The sequence below is a fragment of the Promicromonospora xylanilytica genome, assembly GCF_054782895.1.
This window is the reverse complement of the sequence record NZ_BAAGRP010000007.1, coordinates 718,536-737,899: the sequence shown is the minus strand read 5'-3', so window position 1 is coordinate 737,899 and position 19,364 is coordinate 718,536. Positions and strand designations below refer to the sequence as shown.

At 68.5% G+C, this 19,364-nt stretch carries 19 protein-coding genes; 15 read left to right on the top strand and 4 right to left on the bottom strand.

The features are described 5' to 3' along the window. Positions 1–60 precede the first annotated feature (60 nt). From ACYVK7_RS11125 to ACYVK7_RS11115, 3 genes are all read right to left on the bottom strand, one after another. Complete coding sequence (locus ACYVK7_RS11125) at positions 61–846, bottom strand: CPBP family intramembrane glutamic endopeptidase (RefSeq protein ID WP_460887740.1); 786 nt, start codon at positions 844–846, stop codon at positions 61–63. 64 nt (positions 847–910) lie between these two features. Next, complete coding sequence (locus ACYVK7_RS11120; RefSeq protein WP_460887739.1) at positions 911–1,222, bottom strand: hypothetical protein; 312 nt, start codon at positions 1,220–1,222, stop codon at positions 911–913. A gap of 26 nt (positions 1,223–1,248) precedes the next feature. Beyond that, on the bottom strand, positions 1,249–1,419 hold the full coding sequence (locus ACYVK7_RS11115) for a hypothetical protein (RefSeq protein WP_460887738.1): 171 nt from the start codon (positions 1,417–1,419) through the stop codon (positions 1,249–1,251). 190 nt (positions 1,420–1,609) lie between these two features. Between ACYVK7_RS11115 and ACYVK7_RS11110 the strand changes: the two genes are divergently transcribed. The 10 genes from ACYVK7_RS11110 (at position 1,610) to ACYVK7_RS11065 (ending at position 13,660) form a co-directional block, all read left to right on the top strand. Further along, positions 1,610–2,191, top strand: a complete 582-nt coding sequence (locus ACYVK7_RS11110; RefSeq protein WP_460887737.1) for a TetR/AcrR family transcriptional regulator — start codon at positions 1,610–1,612, stop codon at positions 2,189–2,191. Positions 2,192–2,512: 321 nt separating this feature from the next. Further along, a complete protein-coding gene (locus ACYVK7_RS11105) occupies positions 2,513–4,105 on the top strand; it encodes an MFS transporter (protein ID WP_460887736.1) in 1,593 nt (530 codons plus the stop codon). 153 nt (positions 4,106–4,258) lie between these two features. After that, positions 4,259–5,035: a helix-turn-helix domain-containing protein gene (locus ACYVK7_RS11100; RefSeq protein WP_460887735.1), complete on the top strand. Its 777-nt coding sequence runs from the start codon at positions 4,259–4,261 to the stop codon at positions 5,033–5,035. Then, complete coding sequence (locus tag ACYVK7_RS11095) at positions 5,028–5,771, top strand: GOLPH3/VPS74 family protein (protein ID WP_460887734.1); 744 nt, start codon at positions 5,028–5,030, stop codon at positions 5,769–5,771. Before ACYVK7_RS11100 ends, ACYVK7_RS11095 begins: the two co-directional genes overlap by 8 nt. A 151-nt stretch (positions 5,772–5,922) precedes the next feature. Then, entirely contained in the window at positions 5,923–7,785 is a 1,863-nt protein-coding gene (locus tag ACYVK7_RS11090) for a carboxylesterase/lipase family protein (RefSeq protein WP_460887931.1), read from the top strand. A 526-nt stretch (positions 7,786–8,311) separates the two neighbouring features. Continuing rightward, complete coding sequence (locus ACYVK7_RS11085) at positions 8,312–9,490, top strand: transglycosylase family protein (protein ID WP_460887733.1); 1,179 nt, start codon at positions 8,312–8,314, stop codon at positions 9,488–9,490. A 637-nt stretch (positions 9,491–10,127) separates the two neighbouring features. Next, positions 10,128–11,426, top strand: coding sequence for a flavin-containing monooxygenase (locus ACYVK7_RS11080; protein ID WP_460887732.1), 1,299 nt, complete (start codon positions 10,128–10,130; stop codon positions 11,424–11,426). Further along, positions 11,426–11,848: a RidA family protein gene (locus tag ACYVK7_RS11075; protein ID WP_460887731.1), complete on the top strand. Its 423-nt coding sequence runs from the start codon at positions 11,426–11,428 to the stop codon at positions 11,846–11,848. The genes ACYVK7_RS11080 and ACYVK7_RS11075 overlap by 1 nt, the downstream gene beginning before the upstream one ends. Further along, positions 11,845–12,516 carry a DUF1028 domain-containing protein gene (locus ACYVK7_RS11070; RefSeq protein ID WP_460887730.1) on the top strand — a complete coding sequence of 224 codons (672 nt, stop codon included), beginning with the start codon at positions 11,845–11,847 and terminating at the stop codon, positions 12,514–12,516. The genes ACYVK7_RS11075 and ACYVK7_RS11070 overlap by 4 nt, the downstream gene beginning before the upstream one ends. 4 nt (positions 12,517–12,520) lie before the next feature. Beyond that, a complete protein-coding gene (locus ACYVK7_RS11065; protein WP_460887930.1) occupies positions 12,521–13,660 on the top strand; it encodes a M20 family metallopeptidase in 1,140 nt (379 codons plus the stop codon). Between the two features lie 6 nt (positions 13,661–13,666). Here the strand turns inward: ACYVK7_RS11065 and ACYVK7_RS11060 are convergent, their stop codons facing one another. Beyond that, positions 13,667–14,593, bottom strand: a complete 927-nt coding sequence (locus ACYVK7_RS11060; RefSeq protein WP_460887729.1) for a LysR family transcriptional regulator — start codon at positions 14,591–14,593, stop codon at positions 13,667–13,669. 404 nt (positions 14,594–14,997) lie between these two features. Between ACYVK7_RS11060 and ACYVK7_RS11055 the strand changes: the two genes are divergently transcribed. From ACYVK7_RS11055 to ACYVK7_RS11035, 5 genes are read left to right on the top strand one after another with little or no spacing between them, the layout of a single operon-like run. After that, positions 14,998–15,942 (top strand): ribokinase, encoded by a 945-nt coding sequence (locus tag ACYVK7_RS11055; RefSeq protein WP_460887728.1) that lies wholly within the window; start codon positions 14,998–15,000, stop codon positions 15,940–15,942. Next, positions 15,930–16,916, top strand: coding sequence for a nucleoside hydrolase (locus ACYVK7_RS11050; protein WP_460887727.1), 987 nt, complete (start codon positions 15,930–15,932; stop codon positions 16,914–16,916). Before ACYVK7_RS11055 ends, ACYVK7_RS11050 begins: the two co-directional genes overlap by 13 nt. After that, entirely contained in the window at positions 16,913–17,713 is an 801-nt protein-coding gene (locus tag ACYVK7_RS11045) for a hypothetical protein (protein ID WP_460887726.1), read from the top strand. The genes ACYVK7_RS11050 and ACYVK7_RS11045 overlap by 4 nt, the downstream gene beginning before the upstream one ends. Next, the gene (locus ACYVK7_RS11040) at positions 17,710–18,507 is read left to right on the top strand and encodes an energy-coupling factor transporter transmembrane component T (protein ID WP_460887725.1); all 798 of its coding nucleotides are present in this window, start codon (positions 17,710–17,712) and stop codon (positions 18,505–18,507) included. The genes ACYVK7_RS11045 and ACYVK7_RS11040 overlap by 4 nt, the downstream gene beginning before the upstream one ends. Then, the gene (locus tag ACYVK7_RS11035; RefSeq protein ID WP_460887724.1) at positions 18,495–19,364 is read left to right on the top strand and encodes an energy-coupling factor ABC transporter ATP-binding protein; all 870 of its coding nucleotides are present in this window, start codon (positions 18,495–18,497) and stop codon (positions 19,362–19,364) included. Before ACYVK7_RS11040 ends, ACYVK7_RS11035 begins: the two co-directional genes overlap by 13 nt.

Below are 19,364 nucleotides of genomic sequence, written 5' to 3'. Positions count from 1 at the left end.
CCGCTCGCCTGGTGCGGCGACGGCGTGACACGCCCCCCTCAGGCCGACAACGCTTCCGCGTCAGGAGGTGACCTGCTGCAGCGGATCGGGCTCGCTCGGGTTCCGCCTCCGTTCCTTCACCAGGAGCACCACGGCTACGACAACGCCTGCGATCCCAAGGAACGGGGCAACAAGTCCGGCGTAGGGAAGGCTCGACGAGAACGTCGAGAAGTCCCACAGGCCGTGCAGGAGCATGGCCGGAACCAGCGACCCCGTCGAGCGGAATGCCAGGTAGTAGACGGATCCGAGCCCGAACTGGATGACGACCTGGAGGAACGCGAGCGCACCGATCCCGAAGAAGAAGTTGGGCAGGTGCAGCAGCGAGAACAATGTGGTGGAGAGGAGCCAGACTCCTACTTCGCCAAATCGACTGCGCAGCGCGACGAAGAGCTGGCCGCGCGCGACCACCTCTTCGTTGAACCCGACCAGGACGCTGCCGACGACGAGGAAGATCCACATCGTCATCGTCACCCGCGAGAACTCGCCGAACACCAGATTGAGGATTGCGACCGCGGCCATGATGGCCGGCACCACGGCGGCACCTCTCGGGAGCCGCCTCGTCTCCCGTAGCGATGGTCGCCACCATCCGAAGATCGAGATGACGATCAAAAGAACGACGAGACCACCGGCGAGAGGCGCCACGTACCAGCGCAGCAGCGTGTCCTCGCTCTCCCCGACACGCGCGTAGTCGATTCCGTTGACGATCCAGATGGCGTAGAAGACCGCCAGATAGGCGACAAATGCCGAGAGGCCCAGCCAGACCCGAGGGCGGACGCGCAAGGCCGTCGTGCCAGAGTTTGTGTGCATGATCGCAGTGAAAACCATGTTGTCTGCACACGGTCAAGCGAGAGGCCCGTACAGGGTTCGTGCGCTACACGCCGACGACGAAGGTCAGTGCGGCCCACATCGAAACTGTCGAGACAGTCGTCCAGAGGACGATCGCCACGCCCTGCCACAGCAGCACCCAGCCCCGTGGCGTTCCGCCGGCGACGAGCAGCGCGGACGTGAACTGGGTCGGAATCGCCAGCGGGCCGAGGATGCTCGCTCCGGGCACGCCGAATCGCACGAGCCACCTCTTGAACTTCCGCTGTCCCTTCGACTCGGGCTTGGCCGGGCCACGCGGACCCTTCCGATCCATCACCGCGGTACGTGCCCGGGAGCTGAGAAACACCACGAACAGCACGCAGATGAAGTTGTCCGATGCGGCAGCTATGGCCGTGATGACTGGATGAGCCCGCCAGAGACGCCGATCAGCGCCGCAACCTCCCCCTCGATGAACGGGACCGCGGCGGCGAGCATGATGACGAACGGTTGGAGGAGCTCAGGCACCTGAGACACAAGCTCCTGGAAGTTCCGTACAAGGTCCTCGATGGCGGTCATTGAAGCGTCCCTCTCTACGGTCGGCTCGGTTCGCCGACATCACCCGTAGTAGAGGCCGTGTTCCTGGAACAGGGTCAACCCCGCAGCTACCTCGTGCGTCGCCGCGGCCCGCGCTCCTTCGTGCCCACGACCGTAGTGCCGTAGTATCGACCATCTGGTCAGTTCGATCGATGACAGTCAGGTGGACTCCATGGCCGAGGTGCGGCAGACGCGCAACACGGAACGGACGCGTCGTGCGGTCCTGGACGCCGCGACTCAGCTGATTCTCGAAAGGGGCACGGCTGTCACGCTGGCCGAGGTCGCCTCGATCGCCGGTGTGTCCAAGAGCGGTCTGATCCACCACTTCGGCAACCGGGACCAGCTGGTGATCGCCGTCGTCGAGGACATGTTCGGACAGTTCCGAGCCGCGGTGTACGCCGGTCTCGACCTGTCGGAGAACTATCCCGGGAAGATGCTCCGCGCGTACGTGCGAGCGCTCTTCGCGGGCAGCGCCGAAGCCGTGGCCGCGCGGAACTTCACGGCCGCGTCGACCTGGAACGGCCTGCGTGCGATCCCCGGGGTCGCCGAGGTCGTCGACGAGCACAACGCATGGTGGAGCGAGCAGCTCGCCATGGACGGCCTCAGCCCCGAGCTGATCCAGATCGTTCGCCGGGCCGCTGAGGGTGTCGCCGCCGCAGCGCTGCAGGGGGAAGAGGACGAAGCGAGCATCGCGACGGCCCGTCGCCTCCTGCTCGACCTCGCCACCAACGGAACGTTCAGCGAGCCGCTCTGACCCCTCGGCAACCTCGCTGGCACGGCGTCGTGCCGGCCGGTCGGCACGGCGTCGTGCCGCCCGTGGGGGCACCGGGTCTCGGTGAGGCCGCGTACCGGCGCCGGTAGTACATCGACTGAGCGACTTCTTCTGCCGGCCGGCCGCCGGCCGCGTCCTGGTGGCCGTCCCCATGCCCACTCGTCGCCGTGGGCCGATGCGGCGTGCCCGCGAACGGCCCTGGTCAGAGCATCTGTGCGGCTATAACGACTGTCGGGGTTGCACTACCGACCAAATGGTCCGTACACTCAAGCTCCGGGTACAGATCTCTCTGATGGGAACCTCGTGAACAACTCATCCCCTCCTCAGGCCACAGCCAAGAGCTGGGCCGGTCTTGCCGTGCTGGTGCTGCCCTTGCTGCTGATCACGATCGACAGCACGGTTCTGATCCTTGGCCTGCCCGCCATCTCTGCCGAACTGCGCCCCACCGGCATCGAGCAGCTGTGGATGATCGACATCTACTCACTCGTCCTCGCCGGTCTGCTGGTGGCGATGAGCACCGTGGGTGACCGGTTCGGCCGACGGAGGAACCTGCTCATCGGAGCAGTCATCTTCGCGGCCGCCTCGATGGCCGGCGCCCTTGCCACGGCGCCATGGATGCTGATCGGCGCCCGTGCGCTGCTGGGCGTCGGCGGCGCGATCATGATGCCCTCGACGCTGTCGCTCGTGCGCAACATGTTCCTCGACCGGCAGCAGCGCCGGTACGCGATGGCCGTGTGGGCAGCGATGGCATCGGCCGGCGCGGCCGTAGGACCCATCCTCGGGGGCTGGGTCATCGAGACCTTCAGCTGGCAGGCCGCGTTCCTGCTGAACATCCCGGTCATGCTGCTCCTGCTCATCCTCGGCCCGATCCTCTTGCCCGAGAGCCGCAACCCAGCGCTGCGCAGGATCGATATCCCCAGCGTCGTCCTGTCCTTCGCCGGAATGGTCGGTGTGGTCTATGCCGTCAAGTCACTCACGGGCGGCAAGGACGTCGGACTCGCGATGGCAGCGCTTGTCATCGGCCTCACCGCCATCGTCCTGTTCGTGCGCAGGCAGCTGAGGCTCCCCACACCGCTGATGGACGTCCGGCTGTTCAAGGTGCGGTACTTCCGAGGCGCAGTCATCGCCGATCTCCTGTCGATCTTCGCCATGGTCGGTGCGCTGGTCGCTCTCGTCCAGCATCTCCAGCTCGTCCTGGGCCTCAACCCGCTCCAAGCGTCCGTCTGGCTGATCCCCCAGGCGATCTTCGCCACGATCGCAGCGTTCCTCGCGGCGGTGCTGGTCAAACGCATCCTGCCCGCCTACGTCATCACCGTCGGGCTCCTGATCGCAGCCGTCGGCTTCGGGCTGACCATCTTCCTGACGCCGACGTCCAGCCCTGTCCTGATCGCGACCGCGCTCGCGCTGGTCGCGCTCGGAGCGGGCATGGGACTGGCTCTGAGCAACGACATCATCATGAGCTCCGTCAGGCCCGAACGCGCCGGACAGGCCGCCGCCACGTCGGAGACGGCGTACGAGATCGGCACGACACTGGGTACGGCGGTGCTGGGCGGGGTCCTCGTCTCCTGGTACACCAGGGTCGTCGCCGCCGGAACCGACGCGCTCGCTCTGACGTCGGGTCATGCCGAGCGGGCGTCCTCGACGATGGCGGAGGCGCTGCTGGTGGCCACCGAGGTCGGCGGCAGCACGGGTGCAGCCGTGCTCGAGATCGCCAAGGCCGCCTTCACCGACGCGATCACGATCACCGGTGCCGCAGGCGCCGGGGTGATGGTACTTGCTGCGATCTGGGCTCTGGTCATGCTTCGGGGCGCCGCCGCGAACAAGGACCTCGCCGCGGAGCACGAGCACGAGCTCCGAACCGCGGTGCCATCCCGACGTCAGGCCGATCAGGGGTGACATAGCGGACATCCGACCTGATCGGATGTCCGCTCCCTTGACCCGGTGGCGACCACATAGCTTCTGCTGGCACAGACGGTCGACGCATGACTGTCCCGTTTCGAGGCGGAGTGGGGTCGTACGAGCGCTCCGTGAGCGCGGAGAGGACAAGATATGCCGTGGAGTACTCGCGAGCTAGCAGACCTGGCGGGAACAACGGTGAACACTGTTCGTCACTATCACCGTGTCGGGCTGCTCGACGAACCTGAGCGTCGCTCCAATGGATACAAGCTGTACGAGGTCGGGCACCTCGTGAGTCTCCTTCGGATTCGACGCCTCGCCGACCTGGGCGTGCCGCTCTCAGGGATCGGCGATGTCGGCGCAGGCGCCGAGCACGTACCGGACGCTCTCCGTGACCTCGACGCCGAGCTCCGGGCGAGCATCGAACGCTTGACGAAGGCCCGAGGGGAGATCGCCGCAATCCTCCGGGAAGAGTCTCCCGCGCACGCGCCGGCAGGGTTCGCTTCCGTGGCATCGCGGCTGTCCGAGGCGGACAGCTCGATGATCCACATCTACACGCAGCTGTACGACGAGGAAGCCCTCGCCGATGTGCAGAGGATGGCTGAGGCTGACTCCGACAATCTCAGCGCTGACATCGACCAGCTTCCCGCCGATGCGGACGAGGAGACACGGCGGGCGCTCGCCGAGCGGCTCGCGAGGACTCTCAGACAGAACTTCATCGACTATCCGTGGTTGACCGATCCTGCCGCACACCTCTCCAAGAACGTGCTCGTCACGGCCGAGACGTTCGCGGAGGCGGTGGCTGAGCTGTACAACCCGGCTCAGCTGGACGTCCTCAGTCGCGCCAACGCGCTCGCACGTGAACAGCTGCCCGGTGGGCAGGAAGAGGACCTGCCCGAGAACAACTGGAAGGGATCGAGCAATGACTGAGCAGCGACCCGCGCCTGCGACTGGCTCGAGCGGCCCTGGCACTCTCCGGCCCCGGATCTTGGCGGAGGACCTTCTCCTGCTTCTCTTCCAGCCAAGTTCTGGTCGGCAGGGGGGTGCCGGGAGCATCGCCGGCGAGGCCACGCTCTACTGGGTGCTCGCCGGCGCAGTGCTGGCAGACCTCGGCCTCGGCGGCCATGTTCGAACCGGCACCACGCGGATCGGCACGATGACCGTAAGGGCCGTCGCCGACAACCCTCCGTCCGACCCGCTGCTTCGTTCGAGCTGGGAGTACGTCGCCCGCAAGTCGCGAGGCGTGCAGACGGTCCTCGCCGCGACGGGACCCGCCTTGCGTGAACCGTTGCTGGACCGACTCGTCGAACGTGGAGACCTCCGCCGCCGCACACAGAAGGCACTCGGCCTGTTCGAGACCACAGTGCTCCAGGAGGGAGACCTCGGTCGCCGTGACGGCCTGCTTGCCGCGGTCCGCACCGTGCTCGTCGACGGTGCGGAGCCCACGGAACGCACCGCGGCGCTTGCAGCGCTCCTTTATGGCAGCGGGACTCTGCCTCAGTTCGACCGCGATATCCCATGGACGTCTCCGGTCATCGCTCGCGCCGAAGAACTCAAGAACGGCAACTGGGGAGCGGACGCTGCGGCACAGGCCGTGGCGCGCACCGTTACCGCAGCCATCGTGAACAACGTCATCGTCGCCGCCGCCGTCCTGCCGCGCGGATAGCCGCACCGTGCTGTGAACCGGTAAGTGCGGTATGGCGCACCCGGCTGCTCCGCATACCTGACCACGACGAAGCGCCCATCCGGAGATCGTGAGCCCTCCTCATCCCGCGCACGGGATGATGAAGAAGCAAGACAAGGAATACATCGTGGAAATGACTACGCAGGTGACCCCTCGCAGGCCCCGCTCCGGTCCCTCGCGACGCTCCGCCTGGTTCTGGGTGCCGCTCGTCCTCCTGGTCGCGCTCGTGCTGGTGCTCGGCTGGCTGAACAAGACACCGTGGTGGGGCTGGGGCCTGGTCGCGGTGCTCCTGGTCGCGCTGGCTGTCTCCGCCCCCTGGTGGCTGCGGCGTGGCGTCGCGCTCCGAGCAGGCGCGTGGCTGGTGGCAGGCGCCGTCGTGGCCGGAACGGTCGTGATCGCCCATCCGGGGCCGCAGCTGCGGGTCGCAGGAGGCGCGGAGCGGGAGGCGACGCAGCCGGTCGAGACGGTGGAAGGCCCGGTGACCGGCGTGCGCAACGATGCAGGCACGGTCGAGATCTTCGCAGGGGTGCCGTATGCCCAGCCTCCGGTCGGCGACCTGCGGTGGCACGCGCCGCGACCCCTCGAGCCGCGGTCCGGGGTGCTCGTCGCCGACCGCTTCTCGGCGGCGCCGGTGCAGGCCACGACGACCTTCGCCACCCGGGCGCTGTCCCAGACCCTCGACATCCCCCTGGAGGACACGTTCCTCAACCCCTACCCGGTCAGCGAAGACAGCCTCTACCTCAACATCTGGCGCGCCACGCGGCCCGCGTCCGCCGAGCTGCCCGTACTCGTCTACGTCCCGGGTGGCGGCTTCGCCACCGGATCGGGGGCCCTGTCCCTGTACGACGGCGAGGCGCTGGCTTCCACCGGAGAGGCGATCGTGATCACGATCAACTACCGGCTGGGTGTCATGGGGTTCCTCTCCCACCCGGAGCTGGCCGCCGAGTCGTCCTACGGCGCGTCGGGCAACTACGGGATCCTGGACCAGATAGCGGCTCTGGAGTGGGTCCGGCAGAACATCGCCGCTTTCGGTGGCGACCCGGACCGCGTCACGATCGCAGGTGAGTCCGCGGGCGGCGAGAGCGTGTGCATCCTGGGGGCGACACCCCTGGCCGAAGGGCTGGTCGACGGCATCATCGGCAGCAGCGGCGCCTGCATGGGCACAGAGGGGAACACCGAGGACGGCGACCAGAGCGACTCGCGTGCGGTCGCGGAGGACGCCGGCGAGCGTCTGGCCAAGGAGCTGGGCGTGGGCACCGTCGCGGAGATGCGGGAACTGCCCGTCGACCGGATCATCGAGGCCGCCGCGACCATCGGACCGCACTGGCGGCCTTCCGTCGACGGGTACGTCCTGGGCCGGAGCCCGGCGGACATCTACACGGCGGGCGACCAGCTCGACGTCCCGACGATGGTGGGCAGCAACGCTGACGAGGACTCCCTGATCAGGGCCTTCCCTCCGGAGCCGGTGACTCCCGCGGAGTACCGCGCGACGGCGCAGGAGGACCATGGCGAGGACCTGGCGGCGTTTCTCGACCTGTACCCCGGCGAGACCGAGGAGCAGGCACTCGACTCGATGCTGCAGGCCCAGACCGACCGTGCGTTCACTCGCGCTATGTACCGCTGGGCGCGGCTGCAGACGCAGAGCGGCCAGGCGCCCGCCTACCTGTACTTCTTCACGCACACCCCGCCGGGTGAGGGCCTGGAGGAGTACGGGGCGTACCACGGCGCGGAGCTCATGTACGCCTTCGACAACCTGGGCGCGGACGGCCCGGCGGACTACGGCGAGGCCGACCACCTGCTGCGTGACCACCTCAGCGGCTACTGGCTCAACTTCGTCCGGACCGGTGATCCCAACGGGGCGGGACTACCGGTGTGGTCCACCTTCGCCGACGCCCCGGAGCAGGTCATGCAGCTCGGCGTCCCCAGCGAGATGAGGGACCGTCCACTGCCTGATGCGATCGACTACTGGATGAGTCACGGGGGACCGATCTCGTGATCCCCGCGGGGTATCTCGTCCTCACGAGATGCGTCGGTCACGCGACCGTGTCGCCCGCCCGGGCATGCGCCAAGGACTGGATCATCCCGCCGGGTGCGGGTGACGCCTCTTTTCACCCTGGAACATTTGGGATATTGCCCAACGCTTCAGGCTCTTTGCAGGGTTGATTGTCGAACAGGCTTGCATTTGGTAACGGCAGGGTTACGGTCGCTGAGACCGCCGGATCGGCTGGCCGGGCCCGCGCCCAGCGCGGGAGGCACGTGAGACTCGTGTCGCCCCGGCCCCCGTGCCCGGAACTTGCCAGGACTGGACCCGCGTGACATCTCCCCACCCGGCTCAGGGTGCCCCCAGTGATCAGCCCACCAACCCTGAGGCCCACGACAGCGTCGGCAACAGCGATCTCGGCCCACCGCCCGCAGCGGTCGCCCCAGCGGCCGAACCCCCCTCACCTCCGCCGCCATCCGGTTCCACGACTCCCCGGCGTCACCGCAGGGCCGCCTTCCTTGCCGGGGCCGCTGTCGTCGCGGTGGTCGGTGCCGGCGGCATCACCGCATTTGCCTCTGCCCACAAGAGCGTCACGCTCGACGTGGACGGCAAGGTCACGACCGTCGAGACCCTCCAGGGCGACGTCGCCGATCTCCTGGTCGACGAGGGCGTCGAGGTCACCAACCGGGACGCCGTGACATCCGGCACCGACGGCGCCCTACGGGACGGCGGCATGGTCGTCGTCCGCTACGGCCATCAGGTCACCCTCCAGGCCGACGGCGAGCGTCGGACCGCCTGGGTCGCCGCGCTCGACGCCGACCAGGCGCTCGCCACGCTCTCCGAGCGTGCCGGCGACGTCGCCCTGGTCCCGTCCCGGTCCGGCGGCCGGGTGACGCTCCCGATGCGGCTCGACGCCGACAGCCCGGTGAACCTGGTGGTCGGTGGGAAGGCGCAGCAGGTGGCCTTCGGCGCCGCGGAGCTCGACGACCTGCTCGCCGAGAACGGCGTCACGGTCGACGCGGACGACAAGGTCACCGTCGAGCGCGGACTGCCGGCCGGCCCGGGCGCGCCGGCGATCAACCCGGGTGCGCCGACACTCACCGTCGTCGTCGAACAGGTCGAGACCTCGGTCGAACGGACCGTGACCCGGTTGCCGTTCGACAGGGTCACGGCTCAGGACCCGGACCGCTTCGAGGATCTCGACCCGTACCTGGCCACCGAGGGCGTGGCGGGCAAGCGCGTCACGGAGTGGGACGTCACCCGGGTCGATGGCAAGGTCGTGGACAGGGACAAGCTGTCCTCGACGGTCGAGCGCAAGCCGGTCGACGAGGTGACCGTGTACGGCACCAAGCCGCGCCCCGAGCCCGAGCCCGAACCGGAGCCGGAACCGGCAGCGGAACCAGCACCGGCACCGGAACCGGAGCCGGAACCGCGGGAGGCCGAGGAGCCCGCGCCGGAGCCGGATGCCCCAGCGGTCGCGACCAGCGGCGTCTGGGCCGCCCTCGCGGAATGCGAGTCGGGCGGTGACCCGACCACCAACACCGGCAACGGCTACTACGGGCTCTACCAGTTCTCCCTGCCCACCTGGGAGGCGATGGGCGGCTCCGGTCTTCCCTCTGATGCCTCTGCCGCCGAGCAGACGATGCGTGCCCAGGCACTCCAGCAGCAGTCCGGCTGGGGCCAGTGGCCCGCATGCGCCGCATCGCTCGGCCTGTACTGACCCGCCTCCGGTCGTCTCGGACGCTCAGGTCACCGGGGTGACCCGTGGGTTCAAGACGACCGGAGGCAGCCCGCGGGGCGGCAGAAGCGCGTGGTCGTGGCACAAGAACGGGCTTGACCTGGTCGAACGGCCACCACCCCAGAAGTCACACGGAGAAGTACTTCCCATCTGGGTAACGAGCCTCTGACTTGCAAGAACCCGTTCGTGACACCTTGGCGTGACGCGAATTGGACAAGTTTTCGCGAGTTCGTTGCCGGGTACAGCATGCCCGAAGCATCAGGGGGCATCCGGGCACGGGACGGTCTGTGCACCTGATGTGTATGAACCGCCCGCGCCGTTCCACCGCAGTCGCCGCTGCACACCAGCCTCCCGACGGCGGGCTACCTCACGCCCGGGCAGGCCGCGGAGCTGCTGGGGCTCTCGGTGCACACCTGGAGAAGTGGCGACGCTCCGGCTATGAGGGTGTCGGTCCTCCCTACCGTCTCCACGGAACCCAAGTATCTGTTGGGTCGATCTCCCACCCCGAAATCGGCTATTTGAACTGTGGCCGGCCCCGATCCAAGACTGTCTCGACCTCTCCGGTGCTGACCACGGCTGCGGAGCGGGGAACTTGACACAGCCAGGAACGGGAGGTCACATGCTGGAACAGGAGACCGAGGTGCTCGTCGTGGGCGCCGGTCAGGCCGGCGTGGCCATGAGCGAGCATCTGAGCCGGGACGGTGTTCCGCACGTCGTCGTGGAGCGTGATCGCGTCGCGGGACGCTGGCGGTCGGCGCGCTGGGACTCTCTCGTCGCGAACGGTCCGGCCTGGCACGATCGCTTCCCGGGAATGGCGTTCGACGACGTCGCCCCGGACGGATTCGCCACGAAGGATCAGGTCGCGGACTACTTCGTCACGTACGCGAAGATGATCGAGGCGCCGATCCGCTGCGGCGTCGAGGTGACGGCGGTGCGCAAGCAGAGCGGGAGAGCTGGATTCCTCGTCGAGACGTCCGCCGGAGACCTGACCGCACGCCATGTCGTCGCGGCCACCGGCCCCTTCCAGCGACCGATGATTCCGGACATCGTCCCGGACGGATGCGGCCTTCATCAGATCCACTCCAACGACTACCGCAACCCGGGCCAGCTGCCGCAGGGCGCCACCCTGGTGGTGGGCGCCGGCTCCTCCGGGGTGCAGATTGCCGAGGAGCTGCGCAGGTCCGGGCGAAAGGTCTACCTGTCAGTCGGCCCGCACGACCGTCCGCCGCGCAGCTACCGGGGTCGAGACTTCGTGTGGTGGCTGGGTGTCCTGAACAAGTGGGACGCGGCGACCCCACCGCAGGGCGCCGAGCACGTGACCATCGCGGTCAGCGGTGCCGGCGGCGGGAACACCGTCGACTTTCGCGCCCTCGCCGGGAGCGGCATCGGCCTGGTCGGGCGCACCGTCGCCTACGACGACGGAGTGCTGCGCTTCGAGGACGATCTGCGACAGAACATCGCCGGCGGCGATGCCGGCTACCTTCGGCTCCTCGACGAGGCCGATGCCTTCGCCGAGCGCAACGGACTGGACCTGCCGGAGGAGCCGGACGCCCGCCACTTGGGCCCCGACCCGGACTGCCTGAGCGACCCGGTCACGAGCCTCGACCTGGCGCAGGCCGGTCTGACGTCGATCGTCTGGGCCACGGGATTCTCGACCGACTACGGGTGGCTGCAGGTGGACGCGTTCGACGCCGATGGGCGGCCACGGCACCAGCGCGGGGTGTCGGCGGAGCCCGGCGTCTACTTCCTGGGCCTGCCTTGGCAGTCCCGCCGCGGCTCGAGCTTCATCTGGGGTGTCTGGCACGACGCCAGACACCTCGCGGACCACATCGCCATCCAGCGCGGGTACCAGGCCTACCGGCCCGGCTTCGACCCGCACCCGAACGAGAGCGCCGACGGCCACCGGAGGAACCACTGATGAACCACACCAGGATCCGTCCCTTCAACACACGAGAGACCTACCCCGATCAGAACATCGACAACGACCTGTGCCAGGCCGTTGTCGCCAACGGGGTCGTCTACCTGCGCGGGCAGATCGGACAGGACCTGGACACCCGCGAGTCGGTGGGCATCGGGGACGTCCAGGCGCAGACCGAGAAGGCCATGGGCAACATCGCCATGCTCATGCAAGAGGCCGGCGGCTCCATGCAGGACATCGTCAAAGTCGTGGTGTACCTCACCGACATCCGCTACCGCGAGACGGTCTACCGGACCATGGGAGCCTGGCTGAAGGGCGTGCACCCTGTGTCGACGGGCATCGTGGTCGACGCCCTCGCACGGCCCGAGTGGCTCGTCGAGATCGATGCCACCGCCGTGCTGACCGAGACGGGGAAGGCATGACGTTCAGCATCGTCGGGACCGACGGCAACGGCCGCCTTGGCATCGCGGTCTCCTCGTCGTCGCCGGCTGTCGGCGCGCGCTGCATCCACCTGCGCGACGGCGTCGGCGCGGTGAGCTCGCAGAACATCACCGACCCGAGGCTGGGGGACATCGTGCTGTCCCTGCTGGCGGACGGTGCGACGGCCGAGCAGGCCTTGCGGCAGACCCTCGCAGCGCGAGAGAACATGGAGTACCGACAGCTCGTCGTGCTCGACGCCCACGGCCGGTCGGCCGTGCACAGCGGTTCCCGGACGTTGGGCACGCACGGCGAGAGCGCCGGCCGGCACTGCGTCAGCGCGGGCAACATGCTGGCCGCCGACCGGGTGCCCGGAGCGGTCCGCGATGCCTTCGAGAGCAGCGACGGGGAGCTGGAGTCCCGCCTCGTCGTTGCTCTGCGGGCCGGCCTGGACGCCGGCGGTGAGGCCGGCCCCGTTCGCTCGGCCGCTGTCGCAGTGGTCTCCGGGCACGGCTGGCGAGACACCGATCTCCGCGTGGACTGGCACGACGACCCGGTCGGCGAGCTCGAGCGAGTCCTCGAGCTCTGGTTGCCGCAGCGGTGGGACTACGTCGTGCGCGGGCTGGACCCTGCCTCCTCGGTCGGATACGAGGTGCCGGGTGACGATCGCTGATGGTCTGGGTCGGTTCGACCGGGAGCGCGTGACCGCCGCCATCGCCGAGCATGCGGGAGAGCTCATCGAGCTCTCCGAGCGGATCCACGCCAGCCCCGAGCTCGGCTGGCAGGAGTATCGCGCCGCGCGGTGGACGGCGGACACGCTCGCTCGGCACGGGTTCGCGGTCACCGAGGCCTACCTCGGCCTGCCGACCGCGATCAGGGCCGTAGCAGGCACCGGGCGGCGACGGGTCGGCCTCATGGCCGAGTACGACGCTCTGCCGGGTCTTGGCCACGCATGCGGGCACAACATCATCACCGCCATCTCAGTGGGCGCGGCGATCGCCCTGGCACAGTTCGCCGAGGAGCGGGACCTGACGATCGAGTTGTACGGCACGCCGGCCGAGGAGGGCGGCGGGGGCAAGATCGAGCTGCTCGACCGAGGAGGCTTCGTCGGCCTTGACCTGGCGATGATGGCGCATCCGAGCCCGGTCGACTCGGCCGAGGCCCGGCCCTACGCGGTGTCGCACAGCCACATTGAGTTTCGTGGCAGGGCCGCGCACGCGGGCGCCTATCCCGAGCAGGGCGTCAACGCCAACGACGCCTTCGTGATCAGTCAGGTGGCGTTGGGCCTGCTGCGGCAGCAGCTGCCGGCCGGGACCAGGGTCCACGGAGTGCAGACGCGAGGAGGCGAGGCACCGAACGCGATCCCGGAGCGGACCGAGGGCCGCTGGTACGTGCGTACGGAGACCCTGGACGAGCTCGCGGCCCTTCAGGCGCGCGTCGAGCGGTGCTTCGAAGCCGGTGCGCTCGCCACGGGATGCGAGCTGACCATCACGCCGGAGTCGGCGCCGTACTCGCAGTTTCGTACCGAGCGCCGTGCACTGGAGCTCTACGTGAAGCACGCGGAGGCGCTCGGCCGACGATTCGACGCCCCCGCGGCGCACGCCACGATGAACCGGGCCTCGACAGACATGGGCAACGTGTCCCAGGTGGTCCCGGCCATCCACCCCTACATCGGGCTCGGCTGCTACCCGGTCGCCAACCACCAACCGGAGTTCGCGCAGCGGTGCGTCGGGGAAGTGGCGGACAAGGCGACCACGGACGGCGCTGTCGCACTCGCGCTGACGGCCCTGGAGTACTTCGCGGACCAGCGCGCCTGACCGGGCTCAGCCCTGGTCGGCCGCCTCGCCCCGAGACAGGACGGTGCGGCATGCCTCGACGAACTCGCTGCCCTTGCGCGACAGCTGTTCGCCCGCCCGGTAGGCCACGCCGACCTGGAGGTGCGACCGCACGCCGGTGATGGGCAGCCGGACGATCCGGTTGCCGTCGTTGGTCAGGTCGTGCACCGGTCGCTGGTTGAGGATCGTGTAACCATGTCCGCGACCGACCATGGCCCGGACGACCTCCAGGCTCTCGAACCGTTCATGGACCGTGGGCCGGAGGTGGGCGGTGTGGAACAGCGAGAGAAAGTAGCTCGTGCTCTTGGCCATGTTGAGCAGCACCAGCGGCTCGGTGGCGAGCTCCTCCAAGGAGACCGACTCTCGTCCGGCGAGATGGCTGTGCTCGGCCACGGCGGCGTAGAGCGGGGCCTCCGTCAGATGCTCGAAACCGATGCTGGGCCCGTAGTCGAAGCCGTAGGTGAGCACAGCCTCGAGGTCACGCTGGAGCAGCAGCTGCTCCACCTCTTCGCCCCGGACCTCCCTGATGCGCACCGTCATGTCGGGGAATGTCCCTGTCAGGTGCTCGTAGACCTCGGGCAGCCAGTACGGCGCAAGCGTCGTGAAGCAGCCGGCGACCAGTGGTCCCGAGACTCGTTCCGGGGTGAGCGAGTCGAGCGCCTCGTCCACGGCCCGCAGGATCTCCTGCGCGGTCGTGTAGAAGCTACGCCCCTGTTCCGTCAGCACGACCCCCCGGGAGCGCTGCCTGACGAACAGTCTGCAGCCGACGTTGTTCTCCAGGTTCGCGATGGACGTGGAGATTGCCGACTGGGCGACGAACAACTCTTCCGCGGTCTTGGTGATGGACCCCAGCTCGGCAACTCTCACGAAATACCTGACCTGGCTCAAGGTGAGGTTGGCCGATGTTCTTGACATTGATTTCTTCCGATCTTCTGATCGCTGTCGAATGCGACGGCCCCCGGCCCCGGGAGCTGGCCGCGACCGGCTCACCGGACCCGGTCGGGCCGGCCTCCCGGGCCCGACGGTGTATCACGCAACACGTCGATGACCTGGGCATATGTCCGTCTGGTTCGCTTTTGCTGATGTAGGTCATCGATAGATACTGCTAGCCAGGCGGCAGGTGGATCGGAACACTGTACCGACATCGGCCGGATCGATCGGCCGGTTCCAGATCCCTGGGGGTCTGTTCCTCAACCTGGTCGAGGAAACAGACCGGACATTCCCTGAGCGGTCGGACGAATGAGCGGTCGTGCGGGTCGTCACCGATATCTTCTCGGCGCGGAGAACGGGTGACCTGGGACAGGGAAGGAATATTCAACATGGAGAGAACTCTTCGTAGCGTGCCCGCGAGCGTGTGGGTGGTGGGGTCCTTGAACGTGGACAGCTCGATCTCGGTCGAGCAGCTCGTACGTCCGGGCGAGACCGTACGGGCGCTCGCCGTCGAGCGGCGGCCAGGCGGCAAGGGCATGAACCAGGCCGTGGCGGCCGCCTTCAAGGGCGCATCGGTCCGGCTGCTCGGTGCGGTCGGGACCGACGACGCGGGCGAACTCCTGCTCGGCGCCCTGGCGGGCACCACTGGCCTGGACGCGAGCCGCGTCCTGCGGGCTCCGGACGTCCGGACCAGCGAGGCGATGATCCAGGTCGACGGCGCGGGGGAGAACTCGATCGTCGTGCTGCCGGGCGCCAACGACGCGAACAGCCCGGCTTCCGTCCGGGACCGACTCGCCGGCATCACCCCCGACGACGTCCTCGTCTGTCAGCTGGAGATCCCGCACGAGTCGGTCGCCGCGGCGCTCTCGCTGGCCCACGAGCGAGGAGCGAGGACCATCCTGAACGCGGCCCCGGCGGCGCCCGTCGTCCACCTGCTCGGCGATCTCGACGTCCTGGTGGTCAACGAGGCGGAGGCCGCGATGCTGCTCGACGACGACGAGCCGCCCGTTGCCAGCAGGCTCCGGGAGCGGTTCGGCTGCGCTGTGGTCCTTACCCTTGGTCCGCGGGGCTGCCAGGTCGCCGACAGTTCGGCCGAAGCCGAGTTCGACGCGCCGGCCGTGCATGCTGTGGACACGACCGGAGCAGGGGATGCCTTCGTGGGGGCTCTGGCCGCGGCGCTCGCAGCTGGGCAGACGCTCGCCGAGGCCGGCGCGGCGGGCAACGCCCTGGCGTCGCACGTGTGCACCGTGCCCGGTGCACAGGGGTACACCACCGCTACCGCGACGGTGGCCTCCCCGGAGAAGTCGGAAAGGAACATGACGTGGAACGACTGATCATCGACTGCGACCCCGGAGTCGACGACGCTCTGGCCATCATGATGGCCCTGGCCAGTGACGAGGTGACGGTGGAGCGGGTCACGACCGTCGACGGGAACGTCGGCATCGACCGGACGACCCGTAACGCGGCCACCGTGCTCGACTTGTGCGGGCGCCGCGACATCCCGATCCACCGGGGCGCTGGTGCCCCCCTGACCCGGCTGGCCATGCCGGCGTCGAAAGCCCACGGCGGCGATGGTCTCGGTGACGTCGGCTACGCCGTCGCCGACCCGTGGGAGGACGAGCGGACAGCGGTCACGGCGCTCCTGGAGGAGACGGCCGCCGCGCCGGGCCAGATCACGGTCCTGGCACTCGGTCCGTTGACCAATGTCGCGCAGGCCGTCCGTGCCGACCCGGACTTCGCGTCTCGTGTCCGGCGGCTGGTGATGATGGGCGGCGCGGAGTTCACCGGCAACGTCACCCCGTCCGCGGAGTTCAACTTCCACCATGACCCCGAAGCGGCCCAGGTCGTCTTCGACGCAGGGTTCGCCGACGTGGTCATGGTCGGGCTCGACGTGACGAAGCACGTTTTCATGTCGCCGGCGATCAGGGAGCTCGTGCGCCAGATCGGAGGTCCGCGAGCACGGTTCATCCACGAGGTCACCCGCTCGTACGTGGACCACTACTGGCGCAGGTACCGCGAGGTCGGCGCCGAGCTGTGCGACCCGTTGGCCCTGGCCTACCTGGTGGACCCGCAGGTCCTTCAGCTCACGCCGGCGCGGGTCGAGATCGCCACGGAGGGCATCTGCGAGGGCCGGAGCGTCGTCTGGCGCACCAGCCGGTATCGGGAGCAGACCGCCAACGCCCAGGTGGCCACGGCGGTCGATCCGCGAAGGTTCTTCGAGTCGTTCCTGACTCGGGTGTTCCCCGAGGCCACCGCAGACATCGTGCGCATCCTCGACGAGCAGTATTCCCACGGGGAGGCAGCATGAGCATCGGATCCCACATGAAGAACGACTTCTCCCTCATGGCGATGCTGATCATCCCGATCGCGATCGCCGTGAACTTCGTGGGCGGCTCCGTCGCCCTGGCGCTGAAGCTGCCCCTTTATCTCGACTCCATCGGAACGTTCCTCGTGGCCATGCTCGCCGGCCCGGTCGTGGGAGCGCTCACCGGGTTCCTCAGCCTGGCGTTCGTCTCCGCCACGGACCCGACGTCCCTGCCCTGGGCGGTGCAGGCGGCACTCGTCGGCTCCGTCGTCGGCTGGCTGGCGCGGCGCGGGATGTTCGACCGGGTGTGGCGGATCGTGTGCTGCGTTGCGCTCGTGGTGGTGCTGTCCGTCGTGTGCGTGATCACCATCCGCATGGTCGTCTTCGGCGGCTTCACGACCAACGGGTCGTCTCTGATCGCCGCCGCGCTGGTGACCTCCGGAGTCGCCATGATCCCGGCCCAGTTCGTCTCGTCGTTCGTCTCGGAGCTGCCGGACAAGACCCTGTCGATCCTTCTGGCGGTATTCGTCATCCGGTCCATGTCCGACCGCTATCTGATCAAGTTCTCCAACGGGTTCCACTTCACCGCGGCTGCTCGTGCGGAGCGCAGGGGAAGGGTGCGGGAGGAACCGGATCTCGTGGGGGAGGCCGCGCAGGTCACGACCGTCACCGGGAGCGGCTCCTACGGGACCTACGACCGCTGGCGCGGCAGCCGCTCGACGGACGGCCGGTCCGCGCTGCCCGGTCCCGGCGTGGAACGAAGCCGGGACGTCTCGCACACCGTGGAGGAGGCGCGATGACGTCAACCACACCGCAGCCCGTCGATCCGGCCGTCCGCATCGACGCACCCCGGAACGTGGTCCTGGGACTGAACCCGATCACAGTCATGACCTTCCTGGTCGCAGCGTCGGCCGTGTCCTTCTTCTTCGAGTGGCGGTACGCCGTCGGCCTGGTGCTCGCCTGCCTCCTCATCGCCTCGCTGGCGGGGCGCGTCGCGCGCTTCCTGTCGATGTGGCTGAGGTCGGTGGTGGTGCTGTGCGTCGTGATCTTCGCCCTGCAGACCCTGCTCTACCCGGGCGAGACCGTCGTCCGGCAGCTCTGGGTCTTCAGCGTCACCGAGGAGGGGATCGCCCAGGGGACCCGGATCGCCACCATGGTCCTCGCCATCGGCAGCGCGATCATCCTGGGCTCCGTGGTCACGGACATCCGCCGGCTGACGCGCGCCCTGGAGCAACGGGGAACCTCGGCGGCCGCGAGCTATGTGATCCTGTCCACCGTCACGATGATCCCCCAGCTGCGCACCAAGATGACCACGATCATGGACGCCCAGCGCTCACGCGGGATCGAGACCGACGCGTCCCTGTGGATCAGGGCGAAGGCTTTCGTACCCACGATCGGCCCCCTCATCCTGAACTCGATCGTGGGCGTCGAGGAGCGTGCGCTCACCCTGGAGTCGCGCGGGTTCTCGGCCCCGGGAGCCAAGACGAGCCTGGTGTCGATCCCGGACACCTCCGTCGACAAGACCCTGCGCGTGCTCGTCTACCTCGGCCTGGCACTGGCCCTGATCGTGAGGATCTGGCTATGGATGCGGTAACCATCAAGAACTTGAGCTACCGGTACCCGGCCACGGGTGCCTACGCGCTGAAGGACGTGTCGCTGACCGCGGGGCCCGGGGAGCTCGTCTCGATCGTGGGAGCCAACGGCGCGGGCAAGACGACGCTCTGTGCCGCGATCCGCGGCTTCGTCCCGCATTTCTACCAGGGCGAGGTCACCGGCGAGGTGACCGTCGCGGGCAAGCGCGTGGCCGAGCACAGCATCGGCGAGCTGGCCGGTGACGTCGGGTTCGTCTTCCAGAACCCGTTCACGCAGATGAGCGGCGTCACGACGACGGTGTTCGACGAGATCGCCTACGGGCTGGGCAACATGGGCGTCTCCGCGACGGAGACGGTCGAGCGGGTCGAGCGGATCCTCGGGCTCTCCGGCCTGACGGAGATCCGGGACCGCGATCCGCTCAAGCTCTCGGGCGGTCAGCAGCAGCGCGTGGCCCTGGCCTCGGTCCTCGTCATGGACCAGCCGGTGCTGGTGCTCGACGAGCCCACCTCGCAGCTCGACCCCCGGACCACCGACGAGGTGTTCTCCCTGATCATGAAGACCCGCGCCGAGGGCCGCACGATCATCCTCGTCGAGCACAAGATGGAGCAGATCGCCGAGCTCTCGGACCGTGTCGTGCTGCTGGACCGCGGTGGGGTGGCGCTCGACGGGACCCCGTCGGAGGTGTTCGGTGATCCGCTGTGCGAGGAGCTCGGCACCCGGCTGCCGGAGAGTCTCTATCTGAAGCGCGCCCTGGCTACGAGCGGCCTCGATCTCCCGGAGACCCCGCTGACCACGGCCGAGATCATCACCTCCGTGACGGCCCAGATCGCTACAAGCTCGCCGCAGGAAGGAAACTGA

Excerpts from the sequence above, each read along its gene's own strand:
- ACYVK7_RS11095 (WP_460887734.1), top strand. The coding sequence starts at position 5,028 with ATGACTGAGCAGCGACCCGCGCCTGCGACTGGCTCGAGCGGCCCTGGC.
- ACYVK7_RS11075 (WP_460887731.1), top strand. The coding sequence starts at position 11,426 with ATGAACCACACCAGGATCCGTCCCTTCAACACACGAGAGACCTACCCC.
- ACYVK7_RS11090 (WP_460887931.1), top strand. The coding sequence starts at position 5,923 with ATGACTACGCAGGTGACCCCTCGCAGGCCCCGCTCCGGTCCCTCGCGA.
- ACYVK7_RS11060 (WP_460887729.1), bottom strand. The coding sequence starts at position 14,593 with ATGTCAAGAACATCGGCCAACCTCACCTTGAGCCAGGTCAGGTATTTC.
- ACYVK7_RS11040 (WP_460887725.1), top strand. The coding sequence starts at position 17,710 with ATGACGTCAACCACACCGCAGCCCGTCGATCCGGCCGTCCGCATCGAC.
- ACYVK7_RS11055 (WP_460887728.1), top strand. The coding sequence starts at position 14,998 with ATGGAGAGAACTCTTCGTAGCGTGCCCGCGAGCGTGTGGGTGGTGGGG.
- ACYVK7_RS11115 (WP_460887738.1), bottom strand. The coding sequence starts at position 1,419 with ATGACCGCCATCGAGGACCTTGTACGGAACTTCCAGGAGCTTGTGTCT.
- ACYVK7_RS11080 (WP_460887732.1), top strand. The coding sequence starts at position 10,128 with ATGCTGGAACAGGAGACCGAGGTGCTCGTCGTGGGCGCCGGTCAGGCC.
- ACYVK7_RS11035 (WP_460887724.1), top strand. The coding sequence starts at position 18,495 with ATGGATGCGGTAACCATCAAGAACTTGAGCTACCGGTACCCGGCCACG.
- ACYVK7_RS11125 (WP_460887740.1), bottom strand. The coding sequence starts at position 846 with ATGCACACAAACTCTGGCACGACGGCCTTGCGCGTCCGCCCTCGGGTC.
- ACYVK7_RS11110 (WP_460887737.1), top strand. The coding sequence starts at position 1,610 with ATGGCCGAGGTGCGGCAGACGCGCAACACGGAACGGACGCGTCGTGCG.
- ACYVK7_RS11045 (WP_460887726.1), top strand. The coding sequence starts at position 16,913 with ATGAGCATCGGATCCCACATGAAGAACGACTTCTCCCTCATGGCGATG.
- ACYVK7_RS11070 (WP_460887730.1), top strand. The coding sequence starts at position 11,845 with ATGACGTTCAGCATCGTCGGGACCGACGGCAACGGCCGCCTTGGCATC.
- ACYVK7_RS11100 (WP_460887735.1), top strand. The coding sequence starts at position 4,259 with ATGCCGTGGAGTACTCGCGAGCTAGCAGACCTGGCGGGAACAACGGTG.